A 20,382-nucleotide genomic window follows, 5' to 3' on the forward strand; every position below is an offset into this window, starting at 1 on the left:
ATCTTACTTATCATTTGTCTTATCGTTACTTGTCTTTTTATAGTGAATAGAAACAAGCAACCAGCTCGGGTCTGATGAATTAACATTTTTTTTGAATTGCCATACATCCTCAACTTTATTAATAGTGGATGTACTACCTGATATTATATCTCCTTCATTGTTCTTAACGAAGTTAATTTGCTCTGAAAGGAAATATACTGCAATAAACACTGCGTTTTTTACTAGCTTTATTTCTAAAATCTTTTGTGAAACGATAGAAACAATTATAGACTCGTGCACCTCTTTACGATGTTTAATCTTCTCTGCAAAATTATCATATAAGTCTTTATCGAGAAGTGGTTTTAACTGAGACAAATTTCCTTGATTGAAACATTTTATTATTAATTCAAAAGCTATGCTTGAACCTTCTATAAAGTGGGAAATAGAAAAATCTTTGTTTTTTTTTAATATTTGTTTATAAGTAACTTTTATTGAATTTTCATCATTGCTATCAATGTAACCCTCAATGTTTTCTACTACATCTTCTCTACTTCGGCTTACATCCAATACATTAGTTAGCTTTTTTAGGTTGAGGTTGGCTGACCTTCCTAAAGAATTATACAAACGTGAAAAAATGAACGCCGCTAATAAAGCATATATTACAAGCTCTATCATAGTAACTCAACTCCTTGGCATATAAAGTATCCGAACATTATTAATTATTAATGAAAATATGTTTTTCATATCAACTTATAATCAGGTTTGCTATTCGTTTGTAAATGAATATATTATATAAGAAAGTATTAAATATCTCAACTTAATTAAAGGAGACGTAAGAAATGCCACAACAAAAAATGAGAATTCACGGTCAATATGTTAAAGATCTATCATTTGAGAATCCGAATTCGCCATTCCTTTCTTCTAGTAAAGCTCCAGATATTAATGTAATGGTTAATATCAATTCAGCAAAATTAGAAGGGACGAAAAACAAAGAAGAAGTGAATGAAGAAAAATCTTTCCATGAAATTACTTTGCATATAGAAGTCAAAGCAAAGGTAAAAGATGAAGGCATAAAGGATGGCGTAGCTTTCATTTGTGAAACGAAATATTGTGGCATTTTTTCAATAGAAAATTTAAAAGAGTTGAGTGAGGAAGAAGTAAGACAAGCTTTGTTTATTGGTGGACCTACTTTTCTTTTTCCTTTTGCAAGAGAAATAATTGCAAGAGTTACAAGTAGTGGTGGATTTCCCCCACTGATGCTAGATCCTATAGATTTTGAAACTATGTATGAGCAGCAAGGTCAACAACAAAAAAGTAACGGTAGTAATTCCAATTTTAACTAATATAGTGTGATAGGATGAACAATTCTTTAAACGCAAAAACGACTTTAAACATTGACGGGAAGTCATACAACTATTTTAGCCTAAGTAGTGCTAGTGAATTTTTAGGGACAGATGTAACTAAATTGCCCTGCTCACTTAAGGTGCTGCTTGAAAATTTATTGCGTAATGAAGATGGAGTAAACGTAAAGCTGGATGACATAAGAGTACTAGCAGACTGCGTTAATAAACACACTAATCACGAAATTAGCTATAAACCAGCAAGGGTGTTGATGCAAGATTTTACAGGGGTTCCTGCTGTTGTTGATCTAGCTTCAATGCGGAGCTATGTTAAGAAAAATGGAGGAAACCCGAGCAACATAAATCCTTCTGTACCGGTTGATCTTGTGATTGACCATTCTGTTCAAGTAGATAATTATGGAAGTGTTTCCGCATTCAGTAAGAATGTTGAGCTAGAAGTAAAAAGAAATTTGGAGAGATATCAATTTTTAAAGTGGGGAGAATCGTCCTTCACAAATTTTAGAGTAGTGCCGCCTGGCACAGGGATTTGCCACCAAGTGAATCTTGAATATTTAGCGCAAGTTGTGTGTAATAATGATGGAGTCATATATCCTGATACTTTAGTTGGTACTGACAGCCATACTACAATGGTTAACGGATTATCAGTTCTTGGTTGGGGTGTTGGAGGCATAGAAGCTGAGTCTGTGATGCTTGGTCAACCAATTAGTATGGTGATTCCAGAAGTAGTTGGATTTAAATTAATTGGCAGATTGTCGGAAGGAGTAACTGCGACCGATTTAGTGCTGACGGTTACCAATATCCTAAGAACAAAAGGCGTTGTTGGTAAGTTTGTAGAATTTTATGGTGATGGTTTAGATTATTTATCTTTGGCAGATAGAGCCACTATAGCAAACATGGCCCCGGAGTATGGCGCAACTTGTGGATTTTTTCCAATTGATCAAAAAACGCTAGATTATTTAAGCTTAACCGGAAGGCCAGAAAAGCTGATTAAGCTAGTTGAGGCTTATGCGAAAGAGCAAGGACTGTGGCGTAGTAGTGACGAGTTAGCATTTTTTGACACACTAGAGCTTGATTTATCAAGCGTGGAGCCAGTAATGGCTGGTCCCAAAAGACCACAAGATAAGGTTTTTCTTTCACAAGTGGCAGAGTCTTTTTCTAAATCATTTTTAGTTAATGAGTCAAAGGAAAGCGATAAACTCCAAGATGGAAGTGTAGTTATTGCAGCAATAACAAGCTGCACTAATACTTCTAATCCAAGTGTGATGATTGCTGCAGGTCTTGTAGCTCGTAATGCAATTAAACTTGGATTAAAATCAAAGCCTTGGGTTAAAACTTCTCTTGCTCCAGGGTCACAAGTTGTAACAGAATATTTAGAAAAGTCTGGATTGCAGGTAGATCTAAATGCTTTGGGTTTTAATCTAGTTGGATATGGTTGCACAACTTGCATTGGGAATTCTGGTCCACTTAATAAAGATATAGAAGATGGCATTAAAAACAAAAACTTAACCGTTGCTGCAGTTTTATCTGGCAATCGTAACTTTGAAGGAAGAATTCATCCGTTAGTCAAAGCTAATTACTTGGCATCTCCGCCACTTGTTGTTGCATATGCACTTGCTGGTACTGTGCAAATTGATCTGACAAAAGATTCAATATGCAAAGATAAGAATGGAAATGACGTCCATCTCAAGGATATATGGCCAACAAACAATGAAATCGAAGATTGTGTTAAAAATGTGGTAACACGTGAGATGTTTATACAAAAGTATAAGGATGTTTTTTCTGGTGATGAACATTGGCGAAAGATAAAGTGTGAAAAAAGTGAAATCTATAATTGGGATGCAAATAGCACTTACATACAAAATCCGCCCTATTTTGATAATTTATCACCTAAAAATAATAAAATCGATATAAAAGGTGCACAAATATTGGCAATGTTTGGCGATAGCGTAACCACTGACCACATTTCCCCTGCTGGAAATATTGCCTCAAGTAGTCCTGCAGGTATATATTTAAAAAATCTTGGAATTGAGCCACAAGACTTTAATTCGTATGGGTCTCGTCGTGGTAACCACAATGTAATGATGCGTGGGACTTTTGCTAACATTAGAATAAAAAATGAAATGGTAAGCATCGAAGGCGGCTATACAAAATATATTCCTTCTCAAGAAACTATGTCGATTTTTGATGCAGCAATGCGCTACAAGGAAGCTCTCATCATTGTGGCAGGAAAGGAGTATGGCACAGGTTCAAGTAGGGATTGGGCAGCAAAGGGTACTTTATTGTTGGGGGTTAAAGTTGTCATTGCAGAAAGCTTTGAGCGTATACATAGGTCCAACTTGGTCGGCATGGGTGTTCTTCCACTTATATTCCAAAATGGAATAACCAGAAAGATATTTGATGGTAGCGAGGTAATAAGCATAAAAGGTGAAATAGTGCCAGGTGGAAATCTAGAATGCATCATCAAAAGAAAGGATAATTCAAAGCAATCAATTCAACTCAAATGCTGTGTACAAACCGCAACTGAGACTAAATACTTGATGTGTGGTGGAGTGTTGAGCTACATACTTGCACAATCTTTTTGATTTAGTGAAGTTATTGCATGGACTTCTTTTAGCCAGCCCTGATCCCTTTGTAAATAGCAATTTGCTCTGCGCAAAGTTATGATATAATTTCACCATACATATGGTGTCGGAGTATTTTTTGGAGATAATTATATATGATAAGCTCTATACAAGAACCTAATGAACTCAGAAAACGTTTACAAGGATTTTATCGTACTGATGAAAAGAGTTATATACGTTATCTTGTAGAAAAAGCAGAGCTTTCGGCTGATTCAAAAAATAGAATTTATAATATTGCAAAACAAGTTATTGAAAAAATCAAACACAATAAATTAAGTATTGTAGATTCCTTTATGCAGCAATACTCGCTTTCCAATGATGAAGGAATAGCATTGATGTGCCTTGCTGAATCGCTACTTAGAATACCAGATGATTATACAATAGACGAGCTAATCAAAGATAAAATTGCCAATCAAGAATGGAGTAAATATTTAGGATATTCTTCTTCATTGTTCGTCAATGCTTCCACGTGGAGTTTAATGATAGGTAGCAGTATATTGAGAGATAATGAAGGCGATTCGAAGTTCTATTACGCAATTTCTAAGTTACTTAAGAATTTAGGAGAACCGATCATTCGCAAAGCAGTAAAACAAGCAATGTCTATGCTTGGTAATCATTTTGTTGTTGGAGAAACCATAGAAGAAGCTTTAAGGTACGCAAAACTAGATGACAATAGTAAGTTTTTATACTCTTTTGATATGCTTGGCGAAGCTGCTCACACAACTGAGGATGCAGAAGAGTATTTTAATTCATACATGCACTCAATAAAAGCTATAGGTGAATCCACTGAAATAAATGATTGTTTTAAATCCCATGGAATTTCAATCAAACTTTCTGCTTTACACCCACGTTATGAATTTAGTCAATTTGGCCGAATTGCTGGTGAGATATTCACTAAGGTTTTAGAGCTCTGCCGCGAGGCAAAAAAATACAACATTTCACTATGCATAGACGCAGAAGAAACAGAAAGGCTTGAAATTTCCTTAATCTTGTTTGAACAATTACGGCTTGATGAATCACTTTCTGAGTGGGAAGGGCTCGGCTTGGCTGTACAAGCATATCAAAAACGTGCTTTATCTGTTCTTGACTTTGTAGAGGATGTTGCTATTCGATCAAAGCACAAAATTATGGTGAGGCTTGTAAAAGGTGCATATTGGGATTCAGAAATCAAGTGTACGCAAGAATTGGGATTAAATGATTACTCAGTATTTACAAGAAAAAGCTATACTGACGTATCTTACCTCGTGTGCGCACAGAAACTTTTGAGTAAACCAAACAGCTTTTACCCATGCTTTGGAACTCATAACGTCTATACTTTTGCTTCTATCATGGAACTTGCTGATAAAAACCACCCTGGATTTGAATTTCAACGCTTACATGGAATGGCAAAAGACTTATATGATTATGCAATGTCAGAGCTTGCAACAAATGTTAGCTGTCGTGTCTACGCACCCGTTGGGGAACATAGTGACTTGTTGCCTTATCTTATAAGACGCCTTCTTGAAAATGGAGCTAATAGTTCGTTTGTTAATCAAATAAGTGATCCTAACGTTAAAATCGATGAGTTAATTTCAGATCCACTGGAAAAAGCTATAAATTTTAATTATGAACCTCATCCAGGCATTCCATTACCACAAGATATTTTGGGACCAGAAAGAAAAAATTCCTTGGGGATGGATATTAGTGATTCTGTGATAGTCTCACAATTTGCAGATGATATAAAGGGTTTTAGTGAAAAAAAGTGGCAAATTGGACCAATAATTGATGGAAAAGCACTATTTGATAATGCTGAATTTATCGAAGTAGTGAATCCTGCACATTTGGAAAATGTAATTGGAGAAGTGTCAAGTGCAACAAGCGATCAAGCTTTAAACGCTCTTGAAATAGCACACAGTGCTTTTGCTAAGTGGCAGAATGTTTCAGCAGAAGAGCGCGCTAAATGCCTTGAAAAAGCTGCAGATTTGCTTGAGGAAAGGATGAAAGAGTTAATTTACATTCTGATTGTGGAAGCAGGAAAAATTTTATCCGATGCAATAGCAGAAGTAAGAGAGGCAATCGACTTTCTGCGTTATTATGCAATGATAGCAAAAAATGAACTGAGCGACTGGAAAAAATTGCCGGGCCCAACAGGTGAAGATAACTTCATCTTTTTTGAAGGCAGAGGAGTTTTCTTATGCATATCACCGTGGAATTTTCCGCTCGCTATCTTCATTGGGCAGGTCTCAGCTGCACTTGCAGCAGGTAATGCAGTGCTGGCAAAACCGGCAGAGCAAACGCCGATTATTGCCTACGAAGCTGTTAAGATACTACATGAAGCTGGGATACCAAAGAATGTGTTACACCTCATTCCTGGAGATGGTGGATATTTAGGCAAAATATTAGTTCCAGACAATAGAATTGCCGGAATAGCTTTTACTGGCTCAACACAAACTGCTCAAATAATCAATAAAATGCTTGCAAATAGGGATGGTCCTATTGTGCCACTTATTGCTGAAACAGGAGGGCTCAATGCTATGATAGTTGATAGCTCTGCTCTTTTAGAGCAAGTGGCTATGGATGCTTTGCTTTCTGCGTTTCGTAGCAGTGGTCAACGCTGTTCTGCACTTAGAGTGCTGTTTATTCAAGAGGACATAGCAGAGAAGCAGATAAAAATGATATGCGGTGCAGCGCAAGAACTCAAGATTGGTGACCCAATACAACTTAGTACTGATATTGGTCCAATAATTGACAAAGCATCTATCGATATGCTAACTCAACATACGCAAAAAATGTCAGAGGACGAAGATTCAAATCTGTTATTTAAAGTACCCATGGATACAAATTCTCATAATGGTTATTTCTTTCCTCCATATATTTATGAAATACAAAAAATTTCGCAATTAAAGCAAGAAGTATTTGGTCCTATTTTACATATCATACGTTTTAACAAGTCACAATTAAATGAAGTTATAAGTGATATAAATAGTACTGGATATGGACTCACGTTTTCTTTGCAGAGTCGTATACAAAGTCAAATTGATACTATAAGTAAAAAAATATCAGTTGGAAATGTCTACATTAACCGTAACCAGATAGGTGCAGCAGTTGGGATACAACCATTTGGTGGTAGAGGACTATCTGGCACTGGGCCAAAAGCTGGTGGTTCTCATTATTTACAGCGTTTTTCTACAGAAAAAGTTGTAAGTGTTAACACTACAGCATTTGGTGGTAACACTACACTTATGTGTTTGGATTAATTTGCAGGCCCTAATTTTTCTTACCCCTAAACTAGACGTTCGTGCAGTTATAGCATTTCTCATAATAGTCCAAACAGGTCATAGGAAGGCAGAATCAACAGCACGAAGAAAGGATTCGAATAGAGGAATGTTTTTCCTGGCTCTGTTTTTTATAGCAAACCAATGATGCTCAATTTTGTTGAAATCTGGAGAATAAGGCGGCAGATACAAAATTTCTGCACCAACCCCTTTAGCAAGCTCGATAATCTTATCAGACTTATGAAAAGTAGCATTGTCAAGAATGACAGTCTGTCCAGGTTCCAAGATCGGTGTCAAAAATTGCTCAAACCATCCATTAAAAACATCCATATTACAGTGGCCTTCAAAGGTTAACGGAACAACTATCTTTCTTCCACTTAAGGCTGCAACCATACTGATTCGTTGAGTTTTCTTTCCAGATTTTAAGGCATAAAACCGCCGTCCTTTCTGGCAATATCCGTAGGGGTAGTCTTCGGTGTTATCAATGCCAGACTCATCTATATACACTAAGTTTTTAGGTTCTTTTGTCGCTATAATTTTCAAAAATTCAGCACGTTTTTCTTCGTTTCTTTCCTTGTATCCATATGTCTTTTTTTGCGCGTAAATCCAATTTTTTTAAGGGCTCGATAGATCGTTTGGATACTAACGTTGTTCCAAAGTTTAGCCATTTCCGATAGAGTCTTTCCTCCGTGTTCTCTGGCAAATTTGGCAAAGGTATCCCAGTCGGTAATTTTGTGATTGTAACCCCCATTTCCAAGTTTTTTTGATTGAAAGTCTCCTGTTTCTTTTCTTCTTTGCTGCCACTCCCATAAAGTAGTTCGTCCAATCTTAAATCTTGCTGCCACTGTTTCTCTGCTTTCTCCTTCGTCTAGCGCTTCCATTGCTTTTTTTCTTAAATCATAACTATATGCTGCTGGCATTCAACCTCCTTATCATCATCTATCCTTATCCTATCACATCCGGACTTTTATCGAAAGAGCTATAACTTTCTCACCACTAAAATTAAATATAGCATTTTCTATCTTCTCCTGGATTGAGTTAGCAGAGTGTTGCTGTTTTTGCCAACCAGAGAAATTACTACCATTATATTCTACCGTTATTTTGTATCGCACTGCATTACATCAAGCTCTATCTAAAATAGTCATTTTCTATCTTAACATAATTTATGGTCAAGCCTACAGTGCTGCCACTCCCATAAAGTAGTTCGTCCAATCTTAAATCTTGCTGCCACTGCTTCTCTGCTTTCTCCTTCGTCTAGCGCCTCCATTGCTTTTTTTCTTAAATCATAACTATATGCTGCTGGCATTCAACCTCCTTATCATTATCTATCCTTATCACATCCGGACTTCTATGAAAAGAGCTATATGTACACAGCGCTAAAATCCGAAAAGGACCAGCTCATGCACTGAAATAAATCGTATCCATTCAGCCAATGACGTCAACTTAAGAATTTTCATTAGCAAACTCTCCTAAAGACATGATGGCGTTTAGGCTTATCTACTTTATTGCGGCTGTCCCGGTCGGATTTTAACTTTAGCACGTATACTTAAAAAGGGCTTGAAAGTTTTTTGGCGCAATAAGTACCTGATAGAGTTTCTGTCTCATTACACTAAATAAAACTGAAAAATTTAAACGATACTCAGTAATTTGATCTGGGTTCCAAGGCCCTTGTGCATCACATATATGAAGCGATAATATATTGCACATGACCAAGTTTGCCCAAAATTCTTGTAATACAGCCTCTCCAGAAAAATTCTCTAACTCTGCTCCTACTTTGAGTCGTTTATAGCACTCCTCTATGTGCCACCTTAACACATAAGCTTTGCTCCAAAGTCTCGGTCAAAAACTCTGTTTCTCAGTTGGCTAATGTCAGCACTATAACTCTTACTTTCTGTCCTTTCATTTTATTTTTTAGCTTTTCATTTTCTAATATAAAATCAAAATCTAATTCGCCAGCGTTCCCATAGCTTACTATAATTTCTTTTTTGCAAGCGAAAAATAAAATCTACTTCCAAATCATAATGCTGCTGAATGAATTTTACTGAAGACGATCATAGATAAATAATAATTTCTCTTGATTTAATAAACGCATTTGAGTGATAACTTCGGGTAATTGCTCTGCCGCCAACGTTTGTTCACCTATATTCCAAGCTGCAAGACGAGCACTGCAAATCAATGAAGTACACAAATCAACAAACAAATTGCCAATGGTGCCTGTTGTTCCATTTGGTTCAAACTCGGATACAATTTCCCCAGAGCTGGGTAATCTCATACCAGAACCATCTGCTGCAATAAGTCTATAGCCTCTCCAACTCAGGTTCATCCTGATAGGCTGTTTGGATGCTTAAATTCTTGAAAGCCTGTATGGCAAATCTTATACCTTGCTTTAGAAAAAGCTTGCTTTGAGGGTACATGTCAATGGCTCCATAAGTTCACATTCTATTCCCAAACTTTTTTTAACTAACTTTAAAATCATAGAAAATACTTTCGAAAAAGGAAGTTTTCTTGTTCGTGTAAAACTCAACACAATGGATTTTCTGAAAAGTTTTCGAGTATATTGCATTTTTAATTTGTAGAATAAGGTTTTTTCCTTTTTGCATGTTTCACCTAAAAAAGACACATTTTAAACTTTTTTGTTGCAATAAAATAGAAACAAAAGTGCTGTTTCTTGCACTCTTTGGATAATTTAATGATAAAAAATTTAGAGAGAAATTTTATACACAATCTCTGACATTTTTCCTTAAGTTGACGCCATTGTGTGAACGGTTACGGTTTCCCGTCTTCACCATGCTATATAGAAAAAAGTCTGGATTCCAATTTGCATGACAATATGGAGTATCTGCTTCTTTCATCCCAGTGGGATCTTTTATTCCATTTTATCAACAGTTTGTTTTGCAGTATCAAACAATTTTAATCCTATAATCCCGAATGTAACTAAAATAAAGCATATTACTTCGAATAAATTAACTGGTTCATCAAATAGGTAAACTCCAAGTATCGAAGCTCCTATAGCGCCCACTCCAGTCCAAATTGCATAGCATACTCCGATAGGTATAGAACGTGTAGCGAGCGAAAGTAAATATGTACTAAGAGCCATGGAGAATATGCTAATTATTGATGGTACGAGATGAGTAAATCCACAACTATGCTTAAGTGTTATGACCCAGAACACTTCAATTAGTGACGATAAGAGTAAATATATCCAATTCATGCATAAACTTTAGGTTTAAATAGAGAGCTTTAGCCCTATGGTTCCTATTACAATTAAAACGATACATAAAACTTGAGATAAATTAATATTCTCTGTGAAAGTGGTTGCACCAATTATAGTTATTCCAATTGTACATATTCCAGAGGAAACTGCATAGCATACTCTAATAGGTAGAAAGCATGCTGCAAGAGATAAAAAATAAATGCTAATGATCATAATTACCAATGTTGCAATCGAAGGCACAACTTTAGTAAAACTGTTACTAAACTTTAGTGTTACAGCCCACAGTATCTCTAGGATACTAGACAGCAACAAATATAACCAGCACATTTTCGTAACACTTCAATCTTGTATTGTAACAGAAATTGTTAGTTAAAACTATACTAAAGTGCAATAGATCTCTCTTTCGAAATTGCTTTAATATTAAACTTAAAATAACATCCTAAAAAACTTTTCTACGAAATTCAATTCCTGCACGTCATTTGCTGCATAAAGTGGTGTAGTTTGTTGCTCAATACCTGGTATTTCTACAAAAACTTTGCCCACTTCTTGACCTTTTTTAATTGGTGCAGGTATCATATCTTTATATTCAATACGCACCTTAATTTGGTCATGCAATTTGCGGTTGTAAGTTATGGTAACATCGTTTGCAACTGTAATAGGCACTTTTTTATCTTTTCCATAGAGAACATTTACTTCCTCAACTACGCTATCCTTAGCGAATATTTTCTTGGTGTTAAAATGATTTAAGGAATATTGTATCAGTCTTTTTGCTTCTTCTATTCGCTCTTTCTCAGTGTTTAAGCCATTTACGACAGCAAAAATTCTCCTATCGTTTCGTTTTGCAGATGCTACAATGCCATAACCACCAGCATTTGTATAACCGGTTTTTAAGCCATCAACCCCAATGTCGTGAAAAAGTAGAAGATTTTTATTCTTTTGTACAATTTCATTATATGTCAAATATTGTTCAGAAAATAAATCATAATATTCAGGAAAATCGGTGAAAATCCTTTTTGCCAGCATTACCAAGTCTTTTGCGTTCATAAAATGATCTTCATCTGGCCACCCGCTTGAGTTGACAAAATGACTGTCATTCAGATTCAAATTTTGTGCAACTTCATTCATTTCAGCCACAAAATTCTCTTCTGATCCTGCAATGCCCTCGGCTAGTGTTATGCAGGCATCATTGCCTGAGACTATTGTAATTCCTTCAAGTAATTCCCTCACCGTAACGGATTGACCTTCTTTCAAAAACATAGAAGAGCCTCTCCTTTCCCACGCTTTTCTACTTACTCGAAATTTATCCTCCATGTGTATTATTCCAGCTTTTAGATAATCGAAGGCTATATATAAAGTCATTAGCTTGCTCATTGAAGATGGGGCCATTTTTTCATCAGAATTATGGTCAAAAATGAATGAGTCTGAAGCTAAATCTAAGACTACTGCTTGCTTTGCTTTGGTTCTAAACTGGTATGAGTATGAAGAAAAAGGAAGTATAAAAACTAATAGCAAAATTACCAATCTGCTTAACATATTTATAATTTTAAATTTACAGTGTACTAATTAATAGTATAATTTTACAGGGGCATTTCAATAGATCTCTTGCATAAAAATTCCTTGACAAACCTCGCCAGCCCCCTTATCATGAAACTGAAGCTATTTATTTATCTTCTCTGTACAGATTAAATGACAAAAAAACTCACGTATCTGGCGTCTCATGTTTAATTTTTTGCACTATGTGCACCTTATGTCTTTATAAAATTTCTAGGTTTTTACCTAATATAAGCTAAAATGCGCTTATAAAGCATTTAAAACATAAAAAAACGCCAACTTAAAAAATGGATAGTGAATAACTAGCTACCCTAGGGTTTCTTTTGCCTTTTTTTCTGTTTAGTAAATTTCTTAAACATTTATGACTAAAGGTTAGTTGCATTAAAAAGCAGCTAAATCGCGGTTATTAAGCGTTTAGAATAAAAAAACGCCATACTTGAAAGTATAATGTAAGTAATTAGCCAACCACGGGGCTTCTTTTGCCTTTTTTTTCGTTTGGTAAATTTCTTAAATATTTATAGCTAAACGACAACCGTCATCCCGCTACGTGTTAGCGGGATCTCTTGTTAGCGGCTGAGATACCGCGAATGAATCGCGGTATGACGGTTCGCGGTGACATGACGATAACCTCGTCATCCCGCTACGTGTTAGCGGGATCTATGTTAAGGTATGGCGGTTAAATAAGGGATCTATGTTAAGAGATACCGCGAATGAATCGCGGTATGACGGTTCGCGGCGGGATTCCAGTGTCTGGGCACTGGGATGACAGGAAAAGGGGCTACTTGGATTACAGCAGATCACCTCTTCACAAAGATTTTATCAGTAATACGCATATCAATAATACTCCAATCGCTGAAAGTAAAATCAGTTGTATTGTGTAAGTGGTTTAAATAGTCCCATGCACTATAAGGGTTATCTTCAGGCAGTTTTACTGTGGAATCGTTATCAAGTATGATATTCCATCTTCTATTCCCTATATAAGCAAAAGAAGAAATGTGGTCTCTTAATTGAGTTTTACTCTCCAACACATCTCTAACAAATTCTAGGTTTGATAACGAGTTTTGTCCTGTAATTACAACAAGATCATCTACTAGATAGTCATCTACGATCACTTTACCTTCAAAATCAATTACCGAGGTTTTGTTATTATCTTTCCAGAGAGCAAACGGTTTATGCTCATCTATATTAATGTGTAGAGTATTGGGCAAAATTCTGTGAACTCTTACGTGTTTTATCCATCTGCTTACGGATTGTATGTTACCGGCAAGTTTTGAAAGTGATATATACAGGATAGGTTGCGTTCTATCTGTCAAACTTAGAATATCCTTTTTGTTTGTAAATTTATTGCCGCTCACGACTACTTCGTCGATTGAAAATCCACTACTGAGTAATAAACTAGATAGGCAGTCATTATACCAAGTAAAGTAGTAATTAAATCGATTTATTATTTTATCAAGTGAGCTGTAAAGTATTAGCGTAAGAAAAAGTGCTGTGATAATAACCAAGGCACACTTACGCAAAAAACTCCTTTGGCTTCTAGTAATACTGCTCAACATGACTTAAATCCCTAATATTTTTGTGCTGCAAACTATCTTCAATAATAATTTTAACTAATTCATTAAAATTGATTCCTTTTGCCAATTTTGCAATTTCTGGCACTAACGATAACTCAGTAAAGCCAGGATGTGTATTAATCTCAAGCATTTTTAAAGTGTTATTTTTGGGATTATAACGGAAATCTGAGCGGGAAATAGTTTTGCATCCTAAAAATTGATGAACTTTCAGTGCGTGTTCCAAGGTCATTTTATATATATTGTTAGGAATTTCAGCAGGAAATATATGTTCTGCAAATCCATCTGTATACTTTGCTTCATAATCATAGAATTTATTTTTTGGTCGTACTTCTATAGTGCCAATTGCTTCATCCAGCAATACAGCAGTATGTAACTCTATGCCCGGTATGTATTCTTCTACGATCATCTTTTCCATTATAGTAGAACTATTATCTTTCAGTTCTAAGTAATCCTCGTGCGAGAAAATTATGTACACTCCAATACTTGAACCTTCATTAATTGGTTTTAAGACGTACGGATAATCAATTTTAATATTATTTTTTAGTAGATCTTCTCGGCTAATTACATAACCTTTTGGAGTATCAATACTAAGGGACCGGAATATATGCTTTGACATTGCCTTGTTCATAGCAACAGCCGAAGCCATAACTCCTGAGTGTGTATATTTTATGCCTAAGATTTCCAATAAACCTTGAATGCAGCCATCTTCACCATAAGGTCCATGCAGAGCTATAAAAGCAAGACCCGGATTAATTTTTTTAAGCTTTTCAGCAATATTGCTGTCAACATCTATTTCTATTGCATTATATGAAAGGCTATCAAGCGCCTTCTTGACTGCTTTTCCGCTCATAAGCGATATTTCTCTCTCACAAGAAAATCCACCACTTAAAATTGCTATAGTTGGAATCATAAGCATTCTATGTTTTGCTATATAGCATACATAATGGTTACATTAAGCTTATTAAATACCTACTTTGGCTAACTATAAACTTTCTTCAAGCACTTTTTTTATCCACTTCAAATAGCGTGCTCGGCAACGGTAGTGGCGTGTTTGCTGCACCTTTATACTGTTCACAGATAAGCTTTTCTAAATCCTCAGCAGATTGTTCTTTTGCTTCTTCTTTTTTCACTACTCCACTAGTTACTAAATCAATTAAGGCTGTAGTGTGTATTATCATTCGATTATTTAGCTCAAATATCTTTTTTGTATCAAGTGAAGAGTTTCTAATTAAGGCAGATAGTGCATGCATATATTTGTCTATATCAGAAAGACTTTTGCTTATATCATAGTTGCTAACTAACATATATTCCTTCAAACGCTCAATTTCTTCTGGAGTAAACTTGTAAACTTCATCAAGTTTCCTTATTAAAGATATAGTAAGTATTCTACTTAGAACTCTCAATTCTCTAATAAATTGTACTCCTTCTCCTTCAGGATAAGACATTTCTTCTTTTTTATATTTCTTAAATAATTCTTGATTATAAGACTTTCTGAGATCTGACGTCATTGCCAATGCTAACTCTTTTGAACCTAGCTTAAAAACTTCGTTGAAGCTGCTTGCGTTGGCATCTTGTGCACCGCCTGCAGTAATTCCACAACTCCAAGAAATCTTTTCAAACAAGCTATGATACTCTTTTATCATCTCTTCCAGCAATATTTTAATATCATCTTCGGTTAACTTTACTGTTGATAATAGATCACATGTTTTTTCAAGATTACCGTTCGCTTGAAAAAGTAACCCTTCAATCTTTTTAATGGTTTCTCTTGTATTTATACTCATAACTTACCCCCAAGATTTAATGCTAACAGCTAGTTTTATAATCAAATATTTCAAAAGTCAATAAGCCTTTTTCCTTAATCCTTAAATTAATCGATACTAATTTATCAGCATAACAACTTAGATAACGCAACTATTTTCAGCAACCAAAAACAATAACCCTGAAATACAAAAAGTTTCTTTTCCTTCAGCAGTATTATTCTAAATTTTCGTCAAAATAAGCTGTTTTATCCTTTTTTTCCTTATACTCTTCTGCAGTATAGAGAGGTTGCTTCTTAGCTGTGATATTTGGCCATTTTTGTGAGTATTCTACGTTTATGTTGTAAAATGATTTGAAGATTTTTTGTTCACTGTTCAGTAACTCTTCATCTAGTTCTAAAATATCTTTTATGGAATCATCAGTTACAATTGCATCTACTGGACACTCAGGTATGCACACTCCGCAATCAATACATTCATCTGGGTTAATCACGAGCATGTTTTTACCTTCATAGAAGCAGTCAACGGGACATACTTCCACACAGTCCGTATATTTACATTTTATGCATTTATCTGTAACAAAATGCGTCATAAAACACTGTATATTTGTATTATCTTGGGTACACTAAATTGGTAAGAAATTCAAGTCTTTTATGAAGATAAATAAATTGAACAACAAAGAATTAGAAGTATGGTTAAGCTTGGCTAGAACTATAGGACCAATAAAGTTTTTTAGTATACTAAGAACACATGGATCGCTAGATGAGGTGTTGAAATATCTCAATAGGGTGGCTAATAATAAGGTGTATGGCATTCAAGATGCACGAGAAGAAATCAATAATGCAGAAAGAATTGGAGCTAAAATTATACCCGCATGTGACCCAGATTACCCTGATCTTTTAAGAAATATCTCTAGTTGTCCTCCTGTAATAACTGCGCTTGGTGATATATCATTATTAAGCCGTGAGATAATTGCAATAATCGGTGGGCGTAACTCTTCAATAAATGGAAGAAATTTTGCCAATAAGTTGGCACTTGATTTAAGCGAAGCTGGTTTTATTATCGTTTCTGGACTTGCAAGAGGAATTGATACTGCAGCAAACAGTGTAATATACAAAGATCATCCCACTATTGCTGTTACAGCAAGCGGGATTGATGTGGTGTACCCAAAAGAGAATTTTGATCTATACAAAAAAATCACCGAGAATGGCGGATTAATAGTTACTGAGCTTCCATTTGCTACTAAACCAAAACCTCAATATTTCCCTCAAAGGAATCGAATTATATCTGGTCTATCGCTGGGTGTTGCAGTGATTGAAGCGTCGAAACATTCTGGCTCTCTAATAACAGCAGATTTTGCTTTAAATCAAGGGAGAGAGGTATTTGCAGTTTCTGGTTTCCCTTTAGATTCACGTTGTAGTGGTAGTAATTATTTAATTAAAAACGGTGCTAAGCTTATCGAGTCCGCTGATGACATAATAGAAAGTGTTAGGTTTAGTCTACCTCCGCAGCAAAAAAAACTATTTGATGTTGAGCACTATGCTGTTAACCAAAAACAAGAAAAATTACAACAGGCAAAATCTGTTATAGTTGATCATATTAACTCTGTACCTGTTGATATAGATGAACTTATATTAGCAAGCGGACTTTCTACCAACATAGCTCTAATGGCTCTTTTAGAACTAGAGTTGGAAAACAGAATAGAGCGTTCCCCGGGGAATAAAATATCGTTAATTTTCTAGATTACTTTAGCTATACTAGATGCTCGTACAGACATATGCTTGACACTGGAATGATGCCATTTGTTATAGGATTCTTAGTTGCTGATTTTAGAATTGATAAGAGAAAACTTTTTTTCAACTTGTTGTATAATTTTATAAAAGTGATCGAAATCTAAGCTTGCACTGCCAATTAAAACTCCTGATAAATTTGAGATACTGAGCAAATTTTCTATATTTTCTGAACTGACTGAACCACCATATATAATGTGTTTTTTACCAGTACACAATTTTATTACCTCTATCACCTCAGTAATTGCATCATTATTTGGCACATGACCTGTGCCTATTGCCCATATTGGCTCATATGCTACGGTATATTCACCGTGTGTTGGCAAGCGGTTTTTACATTGATATTCTATTACTTCTTTTGTTTTTTCATTCTTATAATCTTCTGAATTTTCACCTACACAGATAATTGGGTGTAAGCCTGATTCTATTGCTATTTCCGACTTAAGTTTTATTTCACTATCTTCTTCATTGGCCCTTTCAGAGTGCCCAAGTATTACGTAAGTACACCCTAGTTCTTTTAACATTTCTGCACTAATTTCACCTGTGTAAGAACCGAACTTTTTATAATGGCAATTCTGTGCTCCTATATTAATATTATTGTTCAACTCTATACTGCTTGGAAATGATGTAAAAGGAGGGCAAATTACTAATTTAGAGGTAATTTCGTTGCTCTTGTCGTTAAGTTTGCCTATAAAGTCAACAAATGAAGAACGCATTCCATTCATTTTCCAATTTGCTACTATTAAAAAGGACATCAACTTTACTTATTAGTGAGAGTGCCGGCTGTCGGACTTGAACTGACAACCTCCTGATTACAAGTCAGGTGCTCTACCAATTAAGCTAAGCCGGCATAAACACATTAATAATATACAATTATCAATGGATTTTAGTCAACTGATTTTTAAAATACTATATAATGAAAATAATATGAGAAAATTTTTACTGAAGCCAAAAAAGAGTCTAGGGCAAAATTTTATTTTATCGAGTGAGATAACAAAAAAAATCGTCGCTTTAGCTGGTAGTCTGGAAAATTTTAATGTCATTGAAATTGGTCCTGGATATGGTGCATTAACAAGAGAAATATTGGTGCATAATCCAAAGTCTCTACTTTCTATAGAAAAAGATAGAGATTTAGTAAAACACCATGACCAACTGCTAAATGAGCATCAAGGAAAGTATAGAATTATAGAAGCGGATGCACTGCATGTTACAGAAGAAGAGCTGATAGAGCGCCCAGTTAAAGTTATTGCTAACTTGCCTTACAATATCTCGGTAGTGTTATTTTTAAAGTGGTTAAATAATATAAAATTTTTTACGAACTTGACATTAATGTTTCAAAAAGAGGTAGCAGATCGCATTACGGCAAGACCCAATTCTAAAGATTATGGTTCCTTATCAGTGCTAAGCCAGTTGCTATGTGATATAAAAAAGGAATTTGATATTGAACCTAAAGAGTTTTTTCCAAGACCAAAAATACATTCTTCAGTAATTACAGTAAATCCTTTGCCTACCCCAAAGTTTGCAGTAAATTTGGAAACCTTAACAAGATTAACACGTGTCGTTTTTTCTCAAAGAAGAAAGATGCTGAGAAATAGCTTGCAAAATATAACGAACCACACTGAAACTGTCCTTGAAAACGCTAAATTGAGTGGAAACGAACGTCCAGAAAACTTAACTATTGAGCAGTTTTGTTTGCTGGCAAATAATGTAGAATGCTTATTTTGCAAAAGCCCTATTGCAATTTAATTAATTGGCGTATAAGCTTTAAATAAAGCCTATGAAAAAAATGGAAGCTTGTTATTCGTTTGACGATATACTTCTTTTGCCAGCCTATTCTAATATATTGCCTTGCGATGCAGATACAAAAACTTATTTAACAAATAATATAGAACTAAATATCCCTCTCATATCCTCTGCAATGGATACTGTTACTGAATCGGGCTTTGCAATAGCTATTGCCCAACATGGAGGGATAGGTTGCATACATAAGAATTTATCAATAGATGAACAAGTTTTAGAAGTAAGAAGGGTGAAAAAATATGAAAGTTGGATCGTGTATAATCCAATCACGATTTCACCGAATAAAACAGTTGCGGAAGCAATTTCATTAATGAGAGAGCACAATTATTCTGGCATTCCTGTAGTCAATCAACGCAAGTTAGTTGGAATTTTAACTAACCGAGATGTGAGGTTTATTGAAGACCAGAACATGAATGTAAAAGTTTCCGAAGTGATGACAAAAGATAAGTTAGTGACAGTGCGGGAGCAGGGAGTGAATAGTGCCTCAGCAATGAAATTGTTGCATGAAAATAGAATAGAAAAGCTTTTGGTCGTAGATGAAAATTCTTGTTGTATAGGTTTAATTACGGTTAAAGACATTGAAAAATACAATAGATACCCAAATTCATGTAAAGACAGTAAAGGACGGCTCAGAGTTGCCGCTGCAATTGGCACTGGTAAAAAAGATGGTATAGAAAGATGTGAAGCTTTGATCGGAGAAGAAGTTGATGTAGTTGTTGTGGATACTGCTCACGGTCATTCCGAAAACGTTATCAATACCATTAGGGAAATAAAAAAGATGTATCCTAATACGCAATTAATTGGCGGAAACATTGCAACAAAGGAGGCTGCTGAAGCGTTGATTGATGCGGGTATTGATGCAGTGAAGGTCGGAATAGGACCAGGATCAATCTGTACAACCAGAATAGTTACAGGTGTTGGTGTGCCACAATTCTCTGCAATCAAGAATGTTGCAGAGGCGTGTAGAGCAAGAAACGTCAGACTAATTGCTGATGGTGGGGTAAAATACTCAGGAGATGTTGCAAAAGCTATTGCAGCTGGTGCTGACTCTGTGATGATTGGTTCGATTTTTGCTGGCACTGACGAAAGCCCAGGTGAGATTATCATGTATAAGGGCAGAGCATATAAAGGCTATCGAGGAATGGGATCTATTAGTGCAATGAAACGAGGTTCAGCTAGCCGTTATTTTCAAGATAAAGATTCAAAACTCAAATTAGTTCCACAAGGAGTGGAAGGAAGAGTTCCATTCAAAGGTCCAGCTTCAGGAGTAATCCATCAGTTGATTGGCGGATTGCAAGCTGCAATGGGGTATACTGGTAATAGGAATATAGAAGAGATGAAAAAAAATTGTAAATTTGTTACTATTACTGCATCAGGATTAAGAGAGAGTCACGCTCATGATATAGTCATTACACAAGAAGCTCCAAATTATGCTTATCAAGCGTCCAATTTGTCAACCGATTCGGAGTAGTCCAGAAAAA

General features: G+C 35.4%; 16 protein-coding genes, 1 tRNA gene and 3 pseudogenes. 6 read left to right on the plus strand and 14 right to left on the minus strand.

All coding sequences use genetic code 11. The features are described from left to right. Positions 1 to 3: 3 nt before the first annotated feature. A complete protein-coding gene (locus tag OOL03_RS02930; protein WP_010962367.1) occupies positions 4 to 654 on the minus strand; it encodes a Tim44/TimA family putative adaptor protein in 651 nt (216 codons plus the stop codon). A gap of 164 nt (positions 655 to 818) precedes the next feature. On the opposite strand from OOL03_RS02930, the gene secB reads away from it, so the two are divergent. The 3 genes from secB (at position 819) to putA (ending at position 7,197) form a co-directional block, all read left to right on the plus strand. Further along, the gene (gene secB / locus OOL03_RS02935; protein ID WP_038250204.1) at positions 819 to 1,322 is read left to right on the plus strand and encodes a protein-export chaperone SecB; all 504 of its coding nucleotides are present in this window, start codon (positions 819 to 821) and stop codon (positions 1,320 to 1,322) included. 14 nt (positions 1,323 to 1,336) lie between these two features. Further along, positions 1,337 to 3,922: an aconitate hydratase AcnA gene (acnA, locus tag OOL03_RS02940; RefSeq protein WP_264707605.1), complete on the plus strand. Its 2,586-nt coding sequence runs from the start codon at positions 1,337 to 1,339 to the stop codon at positions 3,920 to 3,922. Positions 3,923 to 4,056: 134 nt separating this feature from the next. Beyond that, the gene (gene putA, locus OOL03_RS02945; protein WP_264707606.1) at positions 4,057 to 7,197 is read left to right on the plus strand and encodes a bifunctional proline dehydrogenase/L-glutamate gamma-semialdehyde dehydrogenase PutA; all 3,141 of its coding nucleotides are present in this window, start codon (positions 4,057 to 4,059) and stop codon (positions 7,195 to 7,197) included. A 78-nt stretch (positions 7,198 to 7,275) separates the two neighbouring features. On the opposite strand, the gene OOL03_RS02950 is transcribed toward putA, so the two are convergent. From OOL03_RS02950 to OOL03_RS03000, 11 genes and pseudogenes are all read right to left on the minus strand, one after another. After that, positions 7,276 to 8,135 (minus strand): IS630 family transposase gene (locus tag OOL03_RS02950; protein ID WP_264707019.1). Its coding sequence is split into 2 segments (ribosomal slippage): positions 7,276 to 7,811 and positions 7,811 to 8,135, totalling 861 coding nucleotides; the frame shifts between segments, so codons are not numbered across the junction. A 75-nt stretch (positions 8,136 to 8,210) separates the two neighbouring features. After that, positions 8,211 to 8,327, minus strand: a pseudogene (locus tag OOL03_RS02955) (tRNA pseudouridine(38-40) synthase TruA); the annotation flags it as partial. Positions 8,328 to 8,398: 71 nt separating this feature from the next. Next, positions 8,399 to 8,521 (minus strand): annotated as a pseudogene (locus tag OOL03_RS02960) (IS630 transposase-related protein); the annotation flags it as partial. Positions 8,522 to 8,671: 150 nt separating this feature from the next. Continuing rightward, a pseudogene (locus OOL03_RS02965) lies at positions 8,672 to 9,815 on the minus strand (transposase). Between the two features lie 266 nt (positions 9,816 to 10,081). Continuing rightward, entirely contained in the window at positions 10,082 to 10,426 is a 345-nt protein-coding gene (locus OOL03_RS02970; RefSeq protein WP_007548372.1) for a DMT family transporter, read from the minus strand. A gap of 15 nt (positions 10,427 to 10,441) precedes the next feature. Then, positions 10,442 to 10,756, minus strand: a complete 315-nt coding sequence (locus tag OOL03_RS02975) for a DMT family transporter (protein ID WP_007548371.1) — start codon at positions 10,754 to 10,756, stop codon at positions 10,442 to 10,444. Between the two features lie 99 nt (positions 10,757 to 10,855). Then, complete coding sequence (locus tag OOL03_RS02980; RefSeq protein WP_264329766.1) at positions 10,856 to 11,962, minus strand: D-alanyl-D-alanine carboxypeptidase family protein; 1,107 nt, start codon at positions 11,960 to 11,962, stop codon at positions 10,856 to 10,858. An 815-nt stretch (positions 11,963 to 12,777) separates the two neighbouring features. Further along, the gene (locus OOL03_RS02985; protein ID WP_006280710.1) at positions 12,778 to 13,536 is read right to left on the minus strand and encodes a cell division protein FtsQ/DivIB; all 759 of its coding nucleotides are present in this window, start codon (positions 13,534 to 13,536) and stop codon (positions 12,778 to 12,780) included. Next, a complete protein-coding gene (locus OOL03_RS02990; protein ID WP_264707607.1) occupies positions 13,517 to 14,470 on the minus strand; it encodes a D-alanine--D-alanine ligase in 954 nt (317 codons plus the stop codon). Before OOL03_RS02990 ends, OOL03_RS02985 begins: the two co-directional genes overlap by 20 nt. Before the next feature lie 79 nt (positions 14,471 to 14,549). Next, positions 14,550 to 15,335 (minus strand): hypothetical protein, encoded by a 786-nt coding sequence (locus OOL03_RS02995; protein WP_264707608.1) that lies wholly within the window; start codon positions 15,333 to 15,335, stop codon positions 14,550 to 14,552. A 193-nt stretch (positions 15,336 to 15,528) separates the two neighbouring features. Continuing rightward, the gene (locus OOL03_RS03000) at positions 15,529 to 15,903 is read right to left on the minus strand and encodes a ferredoxin family protein (protein ID WP_077188509.1); all 375 of its coding nucleotides are present in this window, start codon (positions 15,901 to 15,903) and stop codon (positions 15,529 to 15,531) included. Positions 15,904 to 15,964: 61 nt separating this feature from the next. Between OOL03_RS03000 and dprA the strand changes: the two genes are divergently transcribed. Then, a complete protein-coding gene (dprA, locus tag OOL03_RS03005) occupies positions 15,965 to 17,053 on the plus strand; it encodes a DNA-processing protein DprA (RefSeq protein WP_264707609.1) in 1,089 nt (362 codons plus the stop codon). A gap of 74 nt (positions 17,054 to 17,127) precedes the next feature. Here the strand turns inward: dprA and OOL03_RS03010 are convergent, their stop codons facing one another. Further along, entirely contained in the window at positions 17,128 to 17,856 is a 729-nt protein-coding gene (locus OOL03_RS03010) for a triosephosphate isomerase (protein WP_182320816.1), read from the minus strand. Positions 17,857 to 17,878: 22 nt separating this feature from the next. Next, positions 17,879 to 17,951, minus strand: a tRNA-Thr gene (locus tag OOL03_RS03015). A 77-nt stretch (positions 17,952 to 18,028) separates the two neighbouring features. Here OOL03_RS03015 and rsmA point away from each other — a divergent pair. Next, complete coding sequence (rsmA, locus tag OOL03_RS03020) at positions 18,029 to 18,847, plus strand: 16S rRNA (adenine(1518)-N(6)/adenine(1519)-N(6))-dimethyltransferase RsmA (protein ID WP_264707610.1); 819 nt, start codon at positions 18,029 to 18,031, stop codon at positions 18,845 to 18,847. Positions 18,848 to 18,878: 31 nt separating this feature from the next. After that, complete coding sequence (gene guaB, locus OOL03_RS03025) at positions 18,879 to 20,372, plus strand: IMP dehydrogenase (RefSeq protein WP_264707611.1); 1,494 nt, start codon at positions 18,879 to 18,881, stop codon at positions 20,370 to 20,372. Positions 20,373 to 20,382: the final 10 nt, after the last annotated feature.

It is taken from the genome of Wolbachia endosymbiont (group A) of Acrocera orbiculus, from assembly GCF_947250015.1.
GTDB classification, from domain to species: Bacteria; Pseudomonadota; Alphaproteobacteria; order Rickettsiales; family Anaplasmataceae; genus Wolbachia; species Wolbachia pipientis.